The sequence below is a fragment of the Clostridium swellfunianum genome (assembly GCF_023656515.1).
Lineage (GTDB): Bacteria > Bacillota > Clostridia > Clostridiales > Clostridiaceae > Clostridium_AT > Clostridium_AT swellfunianum.
Genome location: NZ_JAMOFV010000006.1, coordinates 4,662,974 through 4,682,719 on the forward strand (window position 1 = coordinate 4,662,974; position 19,746 = coordinate 4,682,719).

General features: G+C 36.7%; 16 protein-coding genes. 2 read left to right on the forward strand and 14 right to left on the reverse strand.

The window, feature by feature from the left end; genetic code table 11:
* Nucleotides 1-71: 71 nt before the first annotated feature.
* The 10 genes from NBE98_RS21955 to NBE98_RS22000 all read right to left on the reverse strand — a co-directional run bounded on the left by NBE98_RS21955 (nt 72) and on the right by NBE98_RS22000 (nt 13,393).
* Nucleotides 72-3,917 carry an alkaline phosphatase family protein gene (locus NBE98_RS21955; protein WP_250817260.1) on the reverse strand — a complete coding sequence of 1,282 codons (3,846 nt, stop codon included), beginning with the start codon at nt 3,915-3,917 and terminating at the stop codon, nt 72-74.
* 450 nt (nt 3,918-4,367) lie between these two features.
* Complete coding sequence (locus NBE98_RS21960; RefSeq protein ID WP_250817261.1) at nt 4,368-5,372, reverse strand: Gfo/Idh/MocA family protein; 1,005 nt, start codon at nt 5,370-5,372, stop codon at nt 4,368-4,370.
* Entirely contained in the window at nt 5,372-6,373 is a 1,002-nt protein-coding gene (locus NBE98_RS21965) for a Gfo/Idh/MocA family protein (RefSeq protein ID WP_250817263.1), read from the reverse strand. Before NBE98_RS21965 ends, NBE98_RS21960 begins: the two co-directional genes overlap by 1 nt.
* 24 nt (nt 6,374-6,397) lie before the next feature.
* Nucleotides 6,398-7,174 carry a PHP domain-containing protein gene (locus tag NBE98_RS21970; RefSeq protein ID WP_250817266.1) on the reverse strand — a complete coding sequence of 259 codons (777 nt, stop codon included), beginning with the start codon at nt 7,172-7,174 and terminating at the stop codon, nt 6,398-6,400.
* Nucleotides 7,175-7,183: 9 nt separating this feature from the next.
* Nucleotides 7,184-8,008: a carbohydrate ABC transporter permease gene (locus NBE98_RS21975; RefSeq protein WP_250817268.1), complete on the reverse strand. Its 825-nt coding sequence runs from the start codon at nt 8,006-8,008 to the stop codon at nt 7,184-7,186.
* Nucleotides 8,009-8,019: 11 nt separating this feature from the next.
* Nucleotides 8,020-8,937 (reverse strand): carbohydrate ABC transporter permease, encoded by a 918-nt coding sequence (locus NBE98_RS21980; protein WP_250817269.1) that lies wholly within the window; start codon nt 8,935-8,937, stop codon nt 8,020-8,022.
* 74 nt (nt 8,938-9,011) lie between these two features.
* Nucleotides 9,012-10,289 (reverse strand): ABC transporter substrate-binding protein, encoded by a 1,278-nt coding sequence (locus tag NBE98_RS21985; protein WP_250817270.1) that lies wholly within the window; start codon nt 10,287-10,289, stop codon nt 9,012-9,014.
* 34 nt (nt 10,290-10,323) lie between these two features.
* Nucleotides 10,324-11,517 carry an ROK family transcriptional regulator gene (locus NBE98_RS21990; RefSeq protein ID WP_250817271.1) on the reverse strand — a complete coding sequence of 398 codons (1,194 nt, stop codon included), beginning with the start codon at nt 11,515-11,517 and terminating at the stop codon, nt 10,324-10,326.
* 37 nt (nt 11,518-11,554) lie between these two features.
* A complete protein-coding gene (locus NBE98_RS21995; RefSeq protein ID WP_250817273.1) occupies nt 11,555-12,814 on the reverse strand; it encodes an alkaline phosphatase family protein in 1,260 nt (419 codons plus the stop codon).
* 294 nt (nt 12,815-13,108) lie between these two features.
* Nucleotides 13,109-13,393, reverse strand: a complete 285-nt coding sequence (locus tag NBE98_RS22000; protein ID WP_250817275.1) for a Dabb family protein — start codon at nt 13,391-13,393, stop codon at nt 13,109-13,111.
* 145 nt (nt 13,394-13,538) lie between these two features.
* Between NBE98_RS22000 and NBE98_RS22005 the strand changes: the two genes are divergently transcribed.
* Both NBE98_RS22005 and NBE98_RS22010 read left to right on the forward strand, forming a co-directional pair.
* On the forward strand, nt 13,539-14,072 hold the full coding sequence (locus NBE98_RS22005; RefSeq protein ID WP_250817661.1) for a chromate transporter: 534 nt from the start codon (nt 13,539-13,541) through the stop codon (nt 14,070-14,072).
* Nucleotides 14,073-14,591: a chromate transporter gene (locus tag NBE98_RS22010; protein ID WP_250817277.1), complete on the forward strand. Its 519-nt coding sequence runs from the start codon at nt 14,073-14,075 to the stop codon at nt 14,589-14,591. It begins immediately after the preceding gene.
* A gap of 645 nt (nt 14,592-15,236) precedes the next feature.
* On the opposite strand, the gene NBE98_RS22015 is transcribed toward NBE98_RS22010, so the two are convergent.
* The 4 genes from NBE98_RS22015 to rapZ are packed head-to-tail and all read right to left on the reverse strand — an operon-like array spanning nt 15,237 to nt 19,718.
* Nucleotides 15,237-16,544, reverse strand: a complete 1,308-nt coding sequence (locus tag NBE98_RS22015) for a DRTGG domain-containing protein (protein ID WP_250817279.1) — start codon at nt 16,542-16,544, stop codon at nt 15,237-15,239.
* 3 nt (nt 16,545-16,547) lie between these two features.
* The gene (gene whiA / locus NBE98_RS22020; protein ID WP_250817281.1) at nt 16,548-17,501 is read right to left on the reverse strand and encodes a DNA-binding protein WhiA; all 954 of its coding nucleotides are present in this window, start codon (nt 17,499-17,501) and stop codon (nt 16,548-16,550) included.
* A 4-nt stretch (nt 17,502-17,505) separates the two neighbouring features.
* On the reverse strand, nt 17,506-18,837 hold the full coding sequence (locus NBE98_RS22025; RefSeq protein WP_250817283.1) for a gluconeogenesis factor YvcK family protein: 1,332 nt from the start codon (nt 18,835-18,837) through the stop codon (nt 17,506-17,508).
* A complete protein-coding gene (rapZ, locus tag NBE98_RS22030) occupies nt 18,834-19,718 on the reverse strand; it encodes an RNase adapter RapZ (RefSeq protein WP_250817285.1) in 885 nt (294 codons plus the stop codon). Before rapZ ends, NBE98_RS22025 begins: the two co-directional genes overlap by 4 nt.
* Nucleotides 19,719-19,746 lie beyond the last annotated feature (28 nt).

Consider the following 19,746-nt stretch of genomic DNA (forward strand, 5'->3'; position numbering starts at 1 on the left):
TAAAATAAAGGCTATGAACAAATTAGAAAATCTAATTCATTCATAGCCAAGTGTTTTAAAGCATTGTGAAGCTATGCTCGTTTTTTAAATATAAATGTCCCTGAAACTAAAATTACGGTTCCTAAAAGCATTAGCGAAGCAAAATCTACCGGTGAGCCCGTTTGAGGTATAGTGCCTGAACTTGGTGAATCTGTATCTGTTTGCCCTCCACCATTGTCGCTGCCGTTATCATTATTTCCTGGGTTATCTGGATTTTGATTATCTCCAGAACCGTTGTCTCCGCCATTTCCATTATCGCCGCCATTATTTCCACCGTTGTTATCACTGCCATTATCGCCGCCATTGTTTTCTTCCAGAGCTGAGCTTAAAAGCATTCCTGTGGAGTTTTTAGGCGCTTCCATATTTAATAGCTTAGACATAGTTACAGCAAAGTCTATATTGTACATTCTATCTTCATAGGAATAGCCTTTTTTAATTCCTTTTCCCCACATTAGCGAGAATATATGCTGTGCCTTTTCATCCAAGGAATCATGCTGTCCTCTTGCTGCATACAGCTTAGGATCTCCTGTTTTGAAGCTATAGGGAGCCTTTGGAGAGATAATCAAATCAGCAAAGCCATCCATTACCCCTCTTTGCTTCATTTCATCAACCTTCATTATTCTTCCTACATAAACCTTGTCTTTAACTGCATTAATTATTTTTTCTATATCCTGCTCAGTAAAGGTCTTTGTAAAGGAAAGCTGAGCCTGAAGCCCTACATCTACTATTACTACGTCAGTATCTGACTTTGGACTCTGTCCTCCAAATAAAACTTCGCTCTTATAGCCTAGCTTTTCAATGGTGCTTGTTAAGTCAGGAAGCTTTGAATAGCCATAGTCGTCTGCTTCAGCACCCTGCTGCCCAAATGGGGCCATGCCGTGGTCTGTGGTTAATACAAAGCTCATGTTGTCATATATTCCTCTTTCCTTGCAGGCTTCTATGAATTCTCCAAGCTTTTGGTCCATAAGGTTTAATCTTTTTACTACATTCTGCATTCTTTCTGCTTCTGTTAAGGCAACTGGTGAATCATAAGCGCTCTTTTCGTTATGTCCTACTCCATCTAAATCATCCATATATAAAGCTAAAAATTTTGGTATGTCATCTAGTTCAACTTTTCCTATATCTTCACCAACAGGTTCGCCTTTTATAAGCTTTATCGCTCCATCAAATCTTACTGCATAATCGCTTGGGTCTGGAAGTTGAATGTAGGGCCTATTTGCATCTCCAATTACCGTACCCCTATCTTGAAGTGCAAACTGATGCACTGAGGCTGGCTTAAGTCCTTGTCTTAATGCAGCTTCTGCAATTGTTTCAGCATTATTTTCTCTTGAGAATTGAACAACTACATTGTTTTTCTTATCAAAATATCTATAACCGTTGCCTGTTCCGCCGGAATAGGTACCTGATACTATAGCTGCCTGCATTGCGTTTGTTATTGAAGGAATGCCTGTATATGCATTTTTAAAATAGGTTCCTTCCTTTATAAGGCTATCTATTATTGGGGTTTTGCCAAGCTTGCTGGCCTCTTCATAGTAATAATGTGCAAAGCCGTCCCAGTTAATATAAACCACATAATTTTCATCTGGTGCTATATAGTTTACCTTTATGCTTTTTGAAGCTATAACGCCCTTGTAGTCAGCTTCAACTGTTATAGTATTTACACCCTTTGAAAGCTTCAATTCCTTTGAAAACTTATTACTAATAAGCTCTGTTGAAGCTCCATTAACTTTAATACTGCAGTCCTTATCTACTGTTCCTTCTATTTTTACTGCAGCTTCCTTAACTATTTGCTTGTTCTTTAAATTTGTTATGTCTATTTTTACTGGGGTATAATAATTAACCTTCATATTAGCTTCCTTTATAGTTGAGCCTAAAGCTGCCTTTATAGAAATATTATTTTCTCCCTCTGCTAGTTCAAGCTCTGCACTTAATTTTCCCTGACTGTCAACGGTTACATTTTTTCCATTTACGGTAACAGCTGACTCTGGACACACTACTGCTTCAAGGTTTAATAAGGAATTAGAAACTATAGCTCCATCTTCTATAGAAGTTATCCTTGGAGAATAAGGCTTTAAGATTCTCTTTGTTATTACGTTTCCAACCCCATTAAGCTCTGCCTCAAGCTTTATTATATTTTCTCCATCACTAAGCTGCACATTCTTACTGAAGCTTCCTGAAGATACTGGTACTTGCTCTTCGTTGATTTTTGCTATAAAGCTATTATCTTTAACCTGAGTTGTTCCTATAACCTTTACTGCATTATCTTCAGTAACAAGTGAATCCTTTAAAGCCTCAGTGTTTCCTTCAATAACAACACTGTCTATAAGATTTATAAATTTTATAGCTTCTTCTTTATAGGTTAAATTTCCTGCTTCATCAACTACTTTAACCTTTAAGATGCAATCTTTGCCTATAGTTATTGGACCAGTATAGTTCACATAACCTTCACCTAAATCGTACTGCACTGTAAAATTTTTATTGTCCGAAGCGTTTATTGTAGCCTTAACCTGCTTAAGATAATTGCCTTCACTATCCTTTTCTCCCTCTAGAGTTAGGCTTAAGGTTGGCTTTACAAAGTCAAACATGCTCCATAGCTTTCCTTCATTATTTGCTGGAGGATTAATGCCAAGTATATTGGATACATTTGTTGCTATGTCAACCAGGTTTGCTTTTTCAGGCTTAAAATTTCTAATTACCCCGTTTCCTGATACAACGCAAAATTGATTCAAGTCATCAAGATTGTCAGTTCTGAATGATTCTGCTCCAGACTGAGAAAAAGTGTAGTTGTCTATTGGATTTAATAAATAATCTGCAAAAGCCTCTGGTGCTGACACTTCCTGAGGAGTTATTACACTTTTTATAAGCTTGCCAGCATCACTGCTGCTGTCTTTGATATAAGCAAGCACTTTGTCCTTATCTTCTTGAGTTGCATTTTTAGTAAAGGTAAGCTGAGCATACTTCATAATATAATGCTTTATAATTGTAGCTTTAGTATCTACAGCTGGATTAGCACTAATAAATTGAGTTTTCACCCCTGTTGCATTTGTTATGCTGCTTGCCATGGTTTCTACTGATATTTTGCTTTTAGTAATGTACATAGAAGACAGTGAGTTTAACATTATTACAGTTTTATCAAATACGCCCTTTGCTTTTAAGGCATCAGTTACTTGTTTAAGCTTTAAGTCCATAGCTTCAAGCTTAGCTATAACGCTTGAGTCAACTAGTTCTGGATTTGAGGCTCCACCACCCCAGTAAAGCATCTTTATATCATTTGAGTAAGCCATTATATACTCTGGTAGGTTCTCAGAGTTTATTGCTGCAACAATATCATCTGCAGTTTTATCAAAAGCTACAAGATTATCTCCAAGGGCATACTTAATATATTTATGATTCTCGTCAGCTGCAAAAACTCCTCTACCCTCAAGTGTTTTTCCTGCAACATTCATGCCTAGCGCTAAGGTTTTAATACTTGGATTTTGCCTGTTTATAGCTTCAAAAATAGTTTCTGCATTAAAATCATAAACATTTGCTTTATATGTGGAGGTGTCCTTATCCAAATATCTGTAAAGAAAATTGTTTGTTCCAGGATAGGCTCCTGTAACTGCTGCTGCCTGAGCACCGCCATAGGAAGGTATTGTAGTTTTAAGATTTTCAAGCTTTGTACCGTTTTGAATCAAAGCCTCTAAATTAGGCGCCTTAAGTCCTTTTTCTTTCAAGGAATTATAATACTCTGCTGATAAACCATCCCAAATTATATTCAGTACATAGTTTTTTTGTCCTTGCTCTGCCTTAACCTTTTCCTTTACATACCCAATGGGCAGTGCAGTAAACACCATAAGCAGTGTTAGAATAATGCTTAAACACTTTTTATTTTTCATAATTAACCCCTTTTCTTTTCCCCAATTATTTTTATTTTGTTTGCAAAAAAGGTGAAGCAAATATATGTCCCGTAATACCTAAGCTGGAATATATCTCTTCACCTTTGTTTTTGCTGTAACATTAATCGTCTATCTGTTGCGCTAGTTAAATCTCTAATCACCACGAGAATGTATAAATTGTGCTCCATGAGCTGCTCGCTTCACATGAAGTTCTAAGGCTCGGACAGCCATAAAACCAAGTGTTTTCCACTGGGCAACTAAAGAGCGCTCATTCCCACTCGCAAGTTGCCCGTTAAAAGCCATTTAGGCTTTTAACCTCCTCTTCAAACAAACGAACAACACTAAGGTTTTATGCCTGCCCTTCACCAAGAACTTCTAGTTGTTTGCTCAATGCTCATTTCACACATTTTATACCTTCTCGCTTGGTTAGATTTTAACTAGCATAACAGTTTAGTTTGAGCTTACCATATGAGTGGCGCTGGATTTATAGGCTGATAGTGCTATTTCCATAGCACGTTTGCCGTCTATGCCGCTTGCATAGTGGCTGTCTTTAAGGTCTTCTCCTTTTTTAGCTGCTTCTATAACTTTTATAAATTCTTTTATTAAGCCCTCATCTCCGCCATCAGCCCACATTTCATCATCTATGGAATTGTTTTTAACAGAGTATACTCTTTCAGTTTGTCTAAAGGCTTCAACTTCAAGAACTCCTTTTGTACCCACAATTTCCATATAAACCTCAGGCCATATAGGATAGTTTTTATGATGTCCCCAGCTGCAGTCTATAGTTCCGAATACACCGTTTTCAAATTCTACATTTACTATTCCGCAGTCATCAATACCTTTGTTGTGAATAAGTTCTCCTGACTCAGCATAAACTGATTTGCACTTGCTGCCTGTGAACCAATTCATTAGGTCTGCCACATGAACTGTATGATCCATAACAGCTCCTCCTCCTGCCAAATCCTTATCTAGGAACCAGCCTGAAGGAATTTTGCCATGGTTTATTCCTGTTATGCACAGTATTTCACCTATTTCTCCTCTATCAACTGCTTGCTTTGCTTCTATAACAGCTTGATTAAATCTCATTGGAAAAGCTGTAAGAAGCTTAACATTGTTTTCCTTTGCTGCATTAATCATTGCTTCAGCATCTTCATAGTTTGTTGCAAAAGGTTTTTCAACAATAATATGCTTTTTTGCTTTTGCAGCAGCAACCACAGTTTCTGCATGAAGCTTGTTGCAGGTACAAACTATTACTCCATCTATGTCGGTGTTTAGAAGCTCCTTATAGTCCTTATAATAGATTGTATTAAAGGCTTCAGCCATTTTTGTTCCTCTTTCAAGGTCGCTGTCTGCTATGCCTGCCAGCTCTACCTCAGGAATATTCTTTAATGCATTTGTATAGCTTACTGCATGCATATGTTCAAAGCTAATAACTCCGATTTTTATCTTATCCATTACTTATCCCCTCCTAAGGTCACTGGTGCTGCATTTTTTGATGCCTCAATTGCTGCTAGGCTTATCTTAAGTGCATTTACCGCTTCTTCACCTGTTACAAGAGGCTCTCTGTTTTCTATTATAGAACTGATAAATTCTTGTATTTCCATGGTATAAGGTTCCTGAGAGCTTGAAAGAGGGCTGTCTAAGGCTACTTTAATTCCAGTACCATTTGGAATATGCTTAACTATAGGTGAGCTTTTTCTGCTGTCAAGCTCTAGCTGACCTTCTGTACCAATAAGCTCAAGAGTTGTTCCAAAGGTTGCTCCGTCTGGATATGCCCAGCTGCCTTCTACGTGAGCTATTGCACCGTTTTTTAGCCTTAAAGTCACAAGACAGTGCTCTTTTTTCTCTACCTTTCCATTAAAGCTTCTAGCATATACCCTTTCCACTTCTCCAAAATTGTAGCTTATCCAGTCAAAGTCATGTATGATAAGGTCTAAAAGAGGACCTCCGCTTAGGTCATAATTAGAGTACCAGTTATTCCAGTTCCAAGATGGAAATGCTCCTGTTCTAGTTGCCCTTATAAGCTTTACGTCACCTATTCTTCCGCTTTTAACTACCTCTGCTGCATGCTTATAGGCTGGGAAAAATCTTACTACGTGGCCTACAGAAAACTTAACCCCTCTATCTGACGCAGCCTTTACCATAGCTTCTGCATCTTCAACCTTTAGAGCTATAGGCTTTTCGCAAAATACATGCTTTCCCATTTCTATTGCTTTTAGCGCAAATTCCTTATGAAGGTAAGTTGGAAGGCATATATCTACTACATCTATTTCTTCGCTTCTCATCATTTCCTCAAAGTCTTTATAATAGTTGGCATTGTGCTGGGAGGCTATAGCTGTTCCTTTTTCTTCTCTCAAATCGCAAACAGCTACAAGCTTAGCTCCTTCTATGCTTTTATAGCCGTTTCCATGTACACCTCCCATTACACCTGCACCTAACAAAGCTACCTTTAACATCTTCTGTCTCCTTTCAATCAAGCTTTATATATTTTTTACAAACTGCTGGTTTTCAGCGTTAAATTTTCTTAGCATTTTTTCTGCCCAGGCTATATTTCCTACCTTGGAAAGACCATGAGCATCACTACCAAAACTAAGTTTTATATCTTCTTTTATAAGCTTTTCTATTACCCACTCTCTTGGAGTGCTTGTTGCACAATGAAGTTCATAGGCCTTCTTTGATTTTTTCAAAGCTTTTGTTAATTCATCTATATATTTTTCATCAAAATATTTGTTTGCTATCTTTAAGGCTAGTGCTATTCTGCCTTCAAAGTCAGTTGTGTTTGGCACTAAAAGTTCTCTATAGGGCAGATAAGCCTCAGCATGTCCCAGTATATCTCCTCCAGCTGCTGCCATGTTCAATACCTTTTCCTTATAGCTCTCCCAATAGCAGTCGTCGAAATAATTTCCCGGGATTAGTTCCTTGTGGTACTCAACGTAATGTGGGCTTGTTATAATAAGCTCACAGCTTTCTATAACCTTATCGCTTAACCTTAAGTTTCCTTTGTAATCAGTACAGGTTTCAAGTCCGCATAAAACTCTTTGCCCAACTTCTTCTGCATAGGTTTTTATTTGCTTAAAAAACTTTAAAAGCTCTTCTTCCTTCAAGCAGTTAACCCTTGGGTTAGGGTCATAAGGATCAAAGTGATCCGTTATAGCAATACAGTCTAGTCCAAGTTCTTTGGCTCTGTCTATAACCTGTTTATAGGTTGGCTCTCCATCTGAAAAAGTAGTATGCATATGATAATCTATTTTAAGCATGCAATCCTCCTATTCTTTTACACCTGATAAAGATATTCCGGTAACAAAATATTTTTGGAAAGCTATATATACTGCAAGTACAGGAATTATTGCCAAACAAGCTGCAGCCATTTTTAAATTATAAGCATCGTAGTACTGGCTTGAGAATTTGGCAACAGCCAGAGGCAGGGTTCTTATCTTATCGCTGCCTACTATTAAAAGAGGCCATTGGAACGCATTCCAGCTTCCAATAAACTTGTTTATAGTTATAACAGCTATTACCGGTTTTACTAAAGGAAGCACTAGCTTTCTAAAGATTTTAAATTCACCAGCTCCATCAATTCTTGCAGCTTCAATAAGAGCTGTAGGAATTGTTTCCATGAAGTTTTTAGCCAGGAATATGGCAAAAGCATCTGCAAGACCTGGAATTATAAGTCCTGCATAGGTATTTACCAGGTTTGCCTTATAAGCCATTATATAAAGTGGAATTATGGTAGCTACCCAAGGTACCATAGTTGTAGATAGAATCACCATAAACAACACTTTTTTACCTTTGAAATTGTATTTTGCAAAGCCATAGCCCGCCATAGTAACTATAAAAATATTAAAAATAACCTGTACTACCGTTACAAAAATACTGTTGAAATAATACAGCCCAAAGTTGCCTTTCTTGAAAAGCTCAATATAGTTATCCAAAATAAACTTCTTAGGAAATATTTTAGGCGGCAGCAAGTAAAATTCATCTATAGTTTTAAAGGAAGAAAAAATCATCCATATAAAGGGTACTGCTACTAAAAGAGCTCCTATACAAAGCATTAGCAAAAGAATAATTTTATTTGATATTTTTCTTTTCACCTTTGTCCCCCCTATTCCACATCTACTTTCATAACCCTATACTGAATTAAGGTTATGATAAGGATTACTACAAAAAGCACGAAGGACATTGCGCTTGCATAACCCATCTCTGAGCTTGAAAAGCCTTTTTCGTAAATATAATTTACAACTGTATTTGTGCTCTTTAAAGGTCCCTTTAACATAAAGGTTTCCTGGAATATCATAAATACCCCAATAACATTTGTTATTAAAAGGTATATGTTAGCTGGTCTAAGTAATGGGAAGGTTATAAATCTAAATTTTTGCCATGCATTTGCTCCATCTATGGAAGCTGCCTCTTTAAGCTCGTCCGGCACATCCTGAAGTCCTGCAAGATATATAAGCATGGCGGCACCAAAGCCCTTCCATACCTTAAATATAATTACCGACATAACTGAGGTTTTAGCATCAGTTACCCAGCCTATTCCTGGGATGCCGATTAGTTGTAGTATGCTATTAAAAAGTCCAAAGCTTGGTTGGTAAAACCAATCAAATAGTATCGCTGCTGCAATAGTTGAAGTTATTACAGGAGAGTAAAATATTACTCTGAATACTGTCATCCCTTTTATTTTGCTGTTTAAAAGCAGAGCTGATAAAAGTCCAAAAAACATAACTAGTGGAACATATATAAAAAATTTACCCATTGTAATTAGAGAAGTGAAAAATTCTTTATCCTCTAACAGGTTTTTGTAGTTTTCAAGGCCTATAAAATGCATTTTAGGGGTTAGCGCTGACCAATCTGTAAAGCTTATAGGCAGAGCCATAATTGCTGGTACTAAGGTAACTATGCAGATGTATATAACTGCTGGTGCTATAAAGATATAGGGAGCTATTTTAGTTGGGTTTAATTTTCTTTTTGCTGACTTAGGTTTTTGAGGCACCATATTTACTGCACTTAGCTTAGCTTTCATATATTCACTTCCTTTCTAAAGAAGGATGGAGAATACGGATTTTCTCCCTTCCCCATCCTGTTGTAAGTCAAAGTTTATTTCAAGTCTTTTGCTATTTCCTTATTTAAGTCGTCCTGCATTTGCTTTAGAGTTTCCTTAAGAGGTGCATCTGTTAATATAAGCTTTTCAAAGGCAGTTGACCAAATAGTATTAAGTGAACCTGACTGCAGGTAGCCTACTGCAGAATCATTTAATGAGGATATAAGAAGTTTTATGTTTGGATCTGCTGTAAGTTCAGCATCATTTAATAATGCCTTTCTTCCTGGAAGCTCACCAGTTTCTTTTGTCCATTTCTTTTGAACCTCTGCGCTGGTTAAGTATTCTATCCACTTTGTTGCAGCCTTTGAGTCTGCTTTCTTAGACATACTGTATGCCCAAGAAGTAACAATTGTAGTGTTCTTGCCAGCCTTAGCAGGTATTAAGCCTATGCCTAGCTTTACATTAGGTGCTGTTTTCTTTAAGTTTCCTAGCATAGCTGGGTGTCCAAGCATCATAGAAACCTTTCCTTGTCTGAAGCCTTCCCAGTTCTTTAGGAATTTTGTATCATAAACCTTGTCAACCTTATAGGCATCAACCATAAATTTAATTGCTTCTACTGATTTTTCGTCATCAGCAAAAACATATTTTCCATTGCTGTCAACAAGCTTTCCGCCATTTTGAACCATTAAAGCCTGAACCTCTGGATTATAGCCTTTTTCTCCCCAGCCTGACTGAGTCATTTTTCCGCCTTCAGACTTTGTAAGCTTCTTTGCCCACTCTCTCATTTCATCCCAAGTTTTTGGTCCTTTTTCAGCATCAAGACCTGCAGCTGAAACAAGATCCTTATTCCAATATAAAACTATTGTTTGAATATCTGTTGGAAGACCGTAGTATTTTCCGTCTACTGTAAGACCATCTACTGCTGCTGATATGAAGTCGTTCTTTACATTGTTTGTAGGCAATACACTTTCATCAAGAGGCTTAATTGAACCTACCTTAGCAAGTCTGCTTATAAAGCCTGATTGTACTTGGAATACATCCGGTGCAGCATCAGTTGCTAGAGAGGATATAAGCTTTGTAAAGTAATCTGCCTCTGGAATGAATTCCAGCTTAACTTCTATGTTCTTATTTTTTTCCATAAAATCTTTAGCAAGATTTTGCATCATGGTATCTCTTGCCTGGCTGCTGTGCTGCCAATAAGTTAGTGTTACTTTTTTGTCCTCGCCTGGCTTAGCATTAGCTGGTTCCTCAGGCTTATTTGCTTTACAGCCCATAAGCATTGTTCCTACCAGTAATGAAGAAAGGATTAAACTAAGTACCTTTTTACTTTTCATACATTTCCCCCCACTTTTTCTTATCTATAAATTTTTATATTAAAGCCGTTGGCTTAAATATCATTTTTTCAAACACTTCGTTAGCAAGTCCTAGAAGCGATGATTTGTAGCCTAGCTTTGAAAATTCAACCTTAACCTTACTGTTATAAGGTCTTAATGCTCTTCTTGCCGTTGAATCCTTAACTAGGTCAAGTATATCCCAGCTGCAGCCTGTTAAAGGCCCTCCAACTATTACAAGCTCCGGGTTAAATAAATTTATTACATTTGCACAAGCTACCCCAATTAATTCCGCCTGCTCCTTTAAAACCATTAAAGCAGCTGGATCCTCTTGATTGGAATAGTTAACAATATCTTTAAATTTTAAAGAGCTTATATTTTGCATTTCAGTTTGCATGCCGCCTTCAATTAGTTCATTTAGTCTCTTCAAAACTGGCAGCTCAGAAATTACAGTTCCAAGGCAGCCCCTATTTCCACATCTGCATAGAGCACCATTTATGTCTACAACAATATGTCCAAGCTCCATTCCACCATAGGGCAGTCTAAATAGCTTCTGTGAATTTACATAAGCCATACCAACTCCATTTTCTACTAATATATAAGCAAAGTCTTTATAGCCTTCACCTATTCCAAAGTGCTGCTCCCCTAAGGCTAAAGCATCTGCATCCTTAAAAATAATGGCATCTGTCCCTAATAAATTCTTTATTGTCTCTGATATATTGAAGTTTTTTAGATGAAGACTTGCTGAGTATAGGATTATCCCATTTTCATAATCTATAACTCCTGGGGTACTCACCCCTACTCCAACTATTTTTTCCACATACTCTGGATATTTGTCTTTAATTGTACTTATTATTTCCTGTAAAACCCTTTCAGCTGCTGCTTCACTGTCAATTTTTCCTATGCATTCTTTTATGCACACAATGCTGCAGGATAGGTCTACCAAAGCATAAGTTGCTCCATTAGTAGTTAGCCTTATTGCAAGGGCATAAGCTGCCTGAGGATTTAACCCCATCATAACAGGTCTTCTTCCTCCATTTGATTCTCCAACTCTTAACTCAGTTACAAGCTTTTTGGTTATAAGCTCTGAGGTTATTGCAGACACTGTTGTTGGACTTAATTTTGTTTGTTCAGCTAAGTCAATTCTTGAAATTTCCTTGTTTTTTCTTATGAGCTCTAGAATAACGCTTCTGTTTACTAGCTTTAAAGTTTCTTGATCTGCTTTTTTCATACAACCACACTTTCTTTTATCACTGGAAAAAGTAACTTCACTTAAGTATGCTCTTTAGTATCTTTCCCCTACTGTTTGCTGGCAGCGGAAGGCTTAAAGCTGTACATATAGTAGGAATAAAATCAATATTATTAACCTTTTCCATGCATTTATAATTTTGTTTAAAATAATTTCCTTTTAACACCCCAAAGATATGTTGTGCCTTCTCGTTTAAGCTGTCATGAGCACCGCCTAGTAGAAAGCTGTTTTTTTCGCCTAAATGAAAATGATAAGGCGGCTTAGGTGAAACCAATATATCTGCAAAGAATTCAGCAGTTCCTCTTTCAGATAAATCATATTTAGTAAGTACGGTTTCCACATATTCTTCCTGCTGCAAAGCTTTTTTGATTTCTTCTAATTTGTTTTTACAGCTATCTTTAAAATACAGTTGAAGCTGTACACCAGCAGATACCGCTATAACCTCATTCTCTTCAAGTTCTCCTTGCTGTCCTTCCTTATCAAGTGCCTTTACACTTGCATAACTAAGAGCCTTAAGTGCTTGTGATAATGCATCAAAACAGCTCTTTCCCTTGTATGGAACCATTCCATGATCTGTTGTTAGGAGTATTGTTGTTTTGTCATATATATTTAGGGCTTTTAGCTTATCAATTAACTCTCCAAGCATTTTATCCATTTGAAGCAACCTGTTTACTACATTCCTTACTCTTCCCTTTTCTGTAAAAGCCCTAAGCTTTCCTCTCTTATAAAGCTGATTATGACCAATTGAATCTAAGTCATCAACATATAAAAATATAACCCTTGGAAGCTCTTCATAAGAAAAGGCTTTATCCTTAGAAATTATTTCTTTTCCCTCAAGCAGCTTAAAAAGCTCCTTGAATCTATTTTTATAATCTCCTCCCGGCTGTATATATAGTCTATTTTTTTCATCCCACTGAGCACCTTTTTCAAGAAGAGCAAACTGCTGCACTGATACAAAGGGTATATTTTCCCTATACAATACCTGCCCTATGGTTTCAGCAGAATTTTTTCTTCGGCATAAAATAAGCTTTTTCTCTTCCTTGGAGTAATATTTGTATACGTTTTCTGTATGCTCAGAATAAGAGCCGCTCACTATTGCCGACTGCATGGGATAAGTTATAGAAGGTATTCCCGTATATAGCTTTTCAAAAAAGACACCTTCTTTTATTAAGCTGTTTAGGTTTGTTGTGCCTTTATAAGTATCCGAGTTAGCTATATCATAATAATACCTGCCGAAGCCATCCCAATTAATGTAAATAAGGTATTCGTCATTTTTCATATAAATTCACCACTTTTTAAACCCACTGGATTAAGTTTTCAAAAATAAAAACCTTTTTGGTTATATTTATTTTTATTCTAGCGATTTGTTAAATATGATAAATACTTGTAAATCTATTTCCTATGTTTAGTATAACAACTTGTCCTATTGCAGTCAATAATAAATTCAGAAAATTTTAAAATGTAAAGGACAACAATTTTAAAAAGGACTGTCTCAAAATTTAGTTTAGCATAAAATTACCGCTGAAATATATTTTGACGCAGCCCCTTCAGCATTTAATTTATATTTCTAAGCTTAATAATCTACAGCCGCTGAGCCCTGAAGCATTGGCTTTAAGTTAGCCAGCACATGCTCAACATGGAAAGGATGTACTTGATAGGCATCCATTTCTTCCTTGCTGTCAAACCTTGTGATTAAGGCTACATCATAGGATCTTTGTGTATGTAAAAGGTCCACTCCAACCTCAAGATATTTTAATTGAGGTATTTGTCCTTCCATAGCTAGAAGTATATTTTTTGCTTTCTCAGCATTTTCTTGCGTAGGGTCTGCTAGTTTAAAGAATACTATGTGTGTAAACATTTTCTTACCTCCTTGCTTTCGTATGCTTACATTTTATCAGAATAGTTTATAGAATTCTAGAAAATTATGCTATAATAATACTCGTGTTCAAATTCTTTAATTTCAGAAATGGGGTGTTGATTTGACTTCTAAAAAATATTTTGAAATGTTCTATTCTTTCTTTAAAATTGGTGCCTTTACTATAGGTGGTGGATATGCCATGATACCGCTTATTGAAAAGGAAGTTGTAGATAAAAAGCAATGGGTTAGCCGTGAGGATTTTTTAGACATGCTTGCTTTAGCTCAGTCTGCGCCTGGGCCTATCGCTATTAATACTGCTGTGTTTGTTGGTTATAAGATGGCTGGAATTCCTGGAATGATTTTTACCGTACTAGGCTCTGTACTGCCTTCCTTTTTAATTATCTTAATTGTTGCAGCTTTTTTTGCTGGAATTAAAGATAATCAAGGGGTTGAAAGAGCTTTTAAAGGAATACGACCTGCAGTTGTTGCACTTATAGCTGCTCCAGTTATAAGACTTGGGCAATCCGCTAAGATTAATAGAAAGACTATAATAATCCCTATTGCAGCTGCAGCTCTTGTAGCTTTTTTAAAGATTACTGCTGTGTACATAATCCTTGCTGCTGCAGTGTTAGGAATACTTTATGGAAAGCTTCAAGAAAAGCAAAAGGAGGGAAAATAAATGGTACTTTTAGATATTTTTATTACCTTCTTTAAAATAGGCTTGTTCAGTTTTGGCGGCGGCTATGCAATGCTTCCTCTAATACAGCAGGAGGTTACCATAGCACATGCTTGGATAACAACTACTGAATTTATAGATATTGTTGCAATATCTCAGATTACACCGGGACCAATTGCTATAAACTCAGCCACCTACATAGGCTTTAAAGTAGCAGGCATAATTGGTTCTACCGTTGCAACTCTTGGTGTAATTATGCCTTCTGTTATTATAATGATTATTATCTCCAGATTCTTCATCAAATTTAAAAACAACAAATACGTTGAATATGCCTTTCTAGGCTTAAGACCAACTACAGTCGGTCTAGTAGCAGCTGCTGCAATACTTGTAGCCTACGGTTCCTTTATAGACTACAAAAGCATCATAATATTTGCACTAGCCTTCTTCGCCTCCTACAAATACAAAATTGACCCAATCCTTTTAACTATCCTCTCAGGAATTGCAGGTTACATACTTTACTAGGAGTAACTTGTTGTACTAGTTACTTCTATAATCTCCGCGAGAAGGTATAAAAAATGCTGTATGAGCTGTTCGCTTCACATGAAGTTCTAAGGCTCAGAGTAGACATAAACCAAGTGTTTTCGTAAAACTTGCTTCGCTTCAAACAAACGAACAACACTAAGATTTATGCCTACTCCTTCGCCAAGAACTTCTAGTTGTTTGCTCAATGCTCATTTCGCATATTTTATACCTTCTCGCTGGGTTAGGCTTTAACTAGCACAGCAGGTTAAGTAGCAAAAATATATCCAATGCTATCCTTCATCAACCCAAGTTGCAAAAACTGCAATTGGGTGTAGCTGCTGAAGTTAGCTAAAATATATAAGATTTGTGAAATGAGCATTGAGCGAGTACTAGAAGCTCTTAGCGAAGAAATCGGCATAAAACCTTAGTGTTGTTCGTTTGTCTGAGGTACGAGGTTAAAAGCCTAAATGGCTTTTAACGGGCAACTTAGCCAATGGCAATTGGCGCTCTTAAGTTGCCCCGTGATCACGAAAACACTTGGTTTTATGCCGATTTCAAGCTTAGAGCTTCTTTTGCAGCGAACCGCTCATAGAATATACTTTATATATCATCGCGTAATTCTCAACTACACCCAAAGCTGCCGCTTTATTTTTTCATAACCTTTGCCGACATTAAAGCTTTTGCTATGAGTTCACCTTTATTGTCTGTCATGCTTACTTCTATTTTGCAAAAATTTCGTCCCATATCTATTACTTCAGTAATAATCTCAATATGGCTATCCACCTGTACAGGCCTCATAAAGTAGGTAGATATGCTGTCTACAGTTATATTTATATTGTTTCTCTGTCTTAGGGTCATAATCCCCATAGTTGATAAAAGCATATTTAATGCACTCCAGGACGCTGTTCCAATCGGGTCAAGCATTTCAGGAATTATTTTACCTGAAAAATGCATTCCTTCTCCTCTTTCATCAAACTCAAAATTTTTCAGCAACAAGTCTTCTATGGTCTCTCCAACTTGAGGCTGTCTTGATATATATTGAAGCGCTTTTATTACATCATGTCTGCTCACAACTCCAATAAGCTTCCTTCCATCTACAACAGGACAAAGCTCAATGCCTTCCCAACCCATTATATGTGCTGTATAAGCAGCTGTGGTTTTTGGAGTTACAGTTATAATGTTTTTAGTCATATAGCTGCTTATGAAATCATCATCATCTATATCATTAATAGGCATGTCCTTTAAGGTTATAATTCCTACTACCCTCATTTCCTTATCAACAACAGGGTATCTTTCATGCTTTGTTTCAGCCACCAGACCCTTCCAATGTGCAATCCTGTCACTATCTGAAAGGTACACAGGTTCTGTTATCATAATATCTTCAACTAAGATTATATCCTTCTTAATAAGATTTTCTGACATAGCCTTGTTTATCATTGTTGCAGTAGTAAAGGTATCATAGGTCGTAGATATTATAGGCAAGCCTTTTTCATTTGCAAGCTTCTTAATTTCTTCACTGGTGCCAAAGCCCCCTGTTATAAGCACAGCACAATCATTCATTAGCGCCAGCCTATGTACCTCTTCTCTGTTTCCTGCTATAAGCAGACAATTAGGACTTAAATATTTTGGTATCATATCCAAGGTCATAGCACCTATAATGAACTTATTTAATGATTTATGAACTCCATCTCTTCCACCAACTAAAGTACCATCTACTATATTTACAACTTCACCATAGGTAAGAGCTTCTATGCTCTTTTTTTCTACCTTTTCTACTCTAACGGTTCCAACTCTAGGTATAGTAGTAACTATGCCCATAGTATCACAATCTTTGATGGCTCTGTAGGCAGTACCATCGCTAACCCCCAAATCATTAGCAATACTTCTAACAGAAATCTTTGCACCGACCTCTAGTGAAAGTATATGCTTAATGATATCCTCGTGCTTTGACATATGCTATAGCCCCTCTTTCCTTAGCTCATCAGCTATCTTTTCAATTCGCCTTAGTCTGTGGTTAACTCCAGACTTTCCAACAGGAGGACTTAGTAAATCTCCAAGCTCCTTTAAAGATTCATCTGGATACATAAGCCTGAGCTCTGCAATTTCTCTCAAGTTTTTAGGAAGCCTCTGAAGGCCTATCTCATTTTGTATAAGTTTTATGCTTTCAACCTGTCTTATTGCAGCATTGACAGTCTTGCTTAAGTTTGCAGTTTCACAGTTTACAAGTCTGTTTACATTATTCCTCATCTCTTTCATTATTCTAACGTTCTCAAGCTCTAAGAGTGAGGAGTGAGCACCTATTATATTCAAAAGATCTACAATCTGCTCGCCTTCTTTTATATAAACAATATAGCTTCCTTTTCTTTGTATTACCTTTGAAGAAATGCTGTAGCTGTTTATAATCTTGCTTAGCTGCTCAGCATATTCCTCGTGATGAGTTACAAACTCAAGATGATAGGTTTTTTCCGGGTTGCTTATGCTGCCGCCTCCAAGAAAAGAACCTCTTATATAAGCCTTTTTGCATTCATCATTTTTTAGAAGCTCCATAGGAATTCCATAATCCAAGGATATAATTCCCTCACTGCTGCTTAGAACTCCCATTTCCTTCAAAAGACTTCTAACTCCCATATCCTCAGATATAACAACCATGTATATATTATTCTTTTTAAAGGAGTTGCCCTTTTTTACAAGAAGCTTTGTATGGATATTAAAATATTGCTTTAAAAGCTTGAACATCCTTCTTGCTATAGATGGATTTTCAGTTGTAACTCTAAAGCTAAGCTGCTTGTTTCCACCTAAGGATAAGGTTCCACTGACCTTCATAACCGCAGCTAATTCTGACTTTGCTTCCTCTCTTGTGAGCTCTCCTATTCTGCAAACCTCACCTTTTACCTTTGCTGAAAATGACATAATCTTATTTTCCTCTGCTTTCCTTCAGTCTTTCAGATAAATAGAAGTATTCTATAATCTTCTTTCTATCAAATAGGAGCTTCTTATCCATAATGGTCTCAATAAGTATTGCTGCAAGCTTTTCAGGATCATGCCTTACAAGACCATTTTTAGTGCTGACAAAATCTCCCTCTATAATCTTTACATTCATAGCTTCAACTTCTTTTTCATCAATAGTAACCAGCTTTGAATGTTCCTCTAAATACCGTTCTTCAAGCTGCTTGCTTATTCTTCCTACATTAACTACTACATAATCTATTATTTCAGCACCACCGTGCTTAATTATCGCCTTTATATGATCTTCAACTCCAAAGTCATCTGTTTCACCAGGTTGTGTCATTACATTAGCTACATATATTTTTACTGCTTTAGTTTTTTGGACTGCCTTAGCTATATCTTCAACTAAAAGATTAGGTATTACACTGGTATAAAGGCTTCCTGGTCCAAGTATTATGGCATCTGCTTCTTTTATAGCCTGCACAGCTTCACGTAGTGGTCTGGCATTGCCAGGTTCAAGAAAAACTCTATCTATAGGGCTCTTATTTTCATATACACTATCAGGAATTTTCGATTCCCCTTCAACAATAACACCATTCTTAAGCTTTGCTTTTAAAATTACATTGTCTAAGGTAACAGGCAGAACCTTTCCTGTTACAGCAAGTACTGAACTCATCTTTTGCACTGCTTCTTCAAAGTTACTTGATATTCCATCCATTGCGGCTAAAAAAAGATTTCCAAAGCTTTGATTTTCAAGCCTTCCACTTTTAAACCTGTATTGCAGCAGCTGTTCCATTAAAGGCTCTGTATCTGCAAGTGCAAGTATGCAGTTTCTTATATCTCCAGGAGGAAGAATTCCAAGATCCTGTCTTAAGTCCCCAGAACCCCCTCCATCATCAGCAACAGTAACAACAGCTGTTATATTTGAGGTATAGTGCTTTAAACCTCTAAGCATGGTGGAAAGTCCTGTTCCACCTCCGATAACAACTATTTTAGGTCCCTTTACTAAAAGCCTTTTTTCGTATATTAGGTTTTCAAGCTTTCTAGAGTCTAGAGATACATTTATATAACCCTTGTTTATAAGAAATATAAAGGAACGCATTCCTTGATTCACAGCAAGATAAAGCACAAAAGTGCCTGCTGCTATTAAGAATACATAAAAGGATATATAGTATATGCTGTACAACTTATGCTGAACCCACTCCACAAGTCCAAAGGCTATCATTAGAACACCTAAGGCGCCAAGCAAAATCCACCTCTTTACCCTAATGCCTGGCTTTAGCCAATCCATTGACTTCATAGCTTAACCCCACCCTTATTTATATCTTCATGGATATCTCTATGGTCTATATTAACCTTATAGCCGCAATTTTGAAGTCTTTGATAGGTTTCATTTGCTATAGACACAGAGCGATGTCTTCCACCTGTACAGCCAATTGATATTATAAGCTGTCTCTTGCCTTCTTTTAGATAATGAGGAAATAAAAAGGTAACCATATCTAAAAGCTTATCTGTAAAAATATTAGTCTCCTCAAAGCTGAATACATAATCCTTTACAGGCTTATCATTTCCTGAAAAAGGCTTAAGCTCTGGAATATAAAAAGGGTTTGGTAAAAATCTTACGTCAAATACCAAATCTGAGTCTACAGGGATTCCATATTTAAAGCCAAAGGAAAGCACTGTTACCATAAGCTCATTTTCAATTTGTCCTTCCTCTGAATAAATTGCTGTAAGCTTATCCCTAAGCTCTCTCGTTGAAAGCTTTGTTGTATCTATAATATTGTTAGCCCTGTCCTTAACTTCCTTAAGTCTGTTTCTTTCCATAGTTATTCCATTTAATATTCTTCCATCTGGAGCTAATGGATGTTTTCTTCTGGACTCCTTAAATCTCTTTATAAGAGTTTCATCGTTGGCATCAAGGAATAGTATTTCATACTTAAAGCCTTGATCATTAAAATATTTTAAACTCTCAAACAAATCGTCGAAGAATTTTCCACCTCGAATATCTATAACTAAAGCAATCTTATCTATTTTACCATCTGTTTGTGAACATGCATCTGCAAACTTTGGAATTAAAGTTGCAGGCAGATTATCTACACAAAAGTATCCCAAATCCTCTAGGCAGCGTATTGCCTGACTTTTTCCCGCACCTGATAAACCGGTTATTATAACAAATCTCATATAAATCCTCCTTCGAAAAAAGCGAAAA

Excerpts from the sequence above, each read along its gene's own strand:
- NBE98_RS21955 (WP_250817260.1), bottom strand. The coding sequence starts at position 3,917 with ATGAAAAATAAAAAGTGTTTAAGCATTATTCTAACACTGCTTATGGTG.
- NBE98_RS21960 (WP_250817261.1), bottom strand. The coding sequence starts at position 5,372 with ATGGATAAGATAAAAATCGGAGTTATTAGCTTTGAACATATGCATGCA.
- NBE98_RS21965 (WP_250817263.1), bottom strand. The coding sequence starts at position 6,373 with ATGTTAAAGGTAGCTTTGTTAGGTGCAGGTGTAATGGGAGGTGTACAT.
- NBE98_RS21970 (WP_250817266.1), bottom strand. The coding sequence starts at position 7,174 with ATGCTTAAAATAGATTATCATATGCATACTACTTTTTCAGATGGAGAG.
- NBE98_RS21980 (WP_250817269.1), bottom strand. The coding sequence starts at position 8,937 with ATGAAAGCTAAGCTAAGTGCAGTAAATATGGTGCCTCAAAAACCTAAG.
- NBE98_RS21985 (WP_250817270.1), bottom strand. The coding sequence starts at position 10,289 with ATGAAAAGTAAAAAGGTACTTAGTTTAATCCTTTCTTCATTACTGGTA.
- NBE98_RS21990 (WP_250817271.1), bottom strand. The coding sequence starts at position 11,517 with ATGAAAAAAGCAGATCAAGAAACTTTAAAGCTAGTAAACAGAAGCGTT.
- NBE98_RS21995 (WP_250817273.1), bottom strand. The coding sequence starts at position 12,814 with ATGAAAAATGACGAATACCTTATTTACATTAATTGGGATGGCTTCGGC.
- NBE98_RS22000 (WP_250817275.1), bottom strand. The coding sequence starts at position 13,393 with ATGTTTACACACATAGTATTCTTTAAACTAGCAGACCCTACGCAAGAA.
- NBE98_RS22005 (WP_250817661.1), top strand. The coding sequence starts at position 13,539 with ATGTTCTATTCTTTCTTTAAAATTGGTGCCTTTACTATAGGTGGTGGA.
- NBE98_RS22010 (WP_250817277.1), top strand. The coding sequence starts at position 14,073 with ATGGTACTTTTAGATATTTTTATTACCTTCTTTAAAATAGGCTTGTTC.
- NBE98_RS22015 (WP_250817279.1), bottom strand. The coding sequence starts at position 16,544 with ATGTCAAAGCACGAGGATATCATTAAGCATATACTTTCACTAGAGGTC.
- whiA (WP_250817281.1), bottom strand. The coding sequence starts at position 17,501 with ATGTCATTTTCAGCAAAGGTAAAAGGTGAGGTTTGCAGAATAGGAGAG.
- NBE98_RS22025 (WP_250817283.1), bottom strand. The coding sequence starts at position 18,837 with ATGAAGTCAATGGATTGGCTAAAGCCAGGCATTAGGGTAAAGAGGTGG.
- rapZ (WP_250817285.1), bottom strand. The coding sequence starts at position 19,718 with ATGAGATTTGTTATAATAACCGGTTTATCAGGTGCGGGAAAAAGTCAG.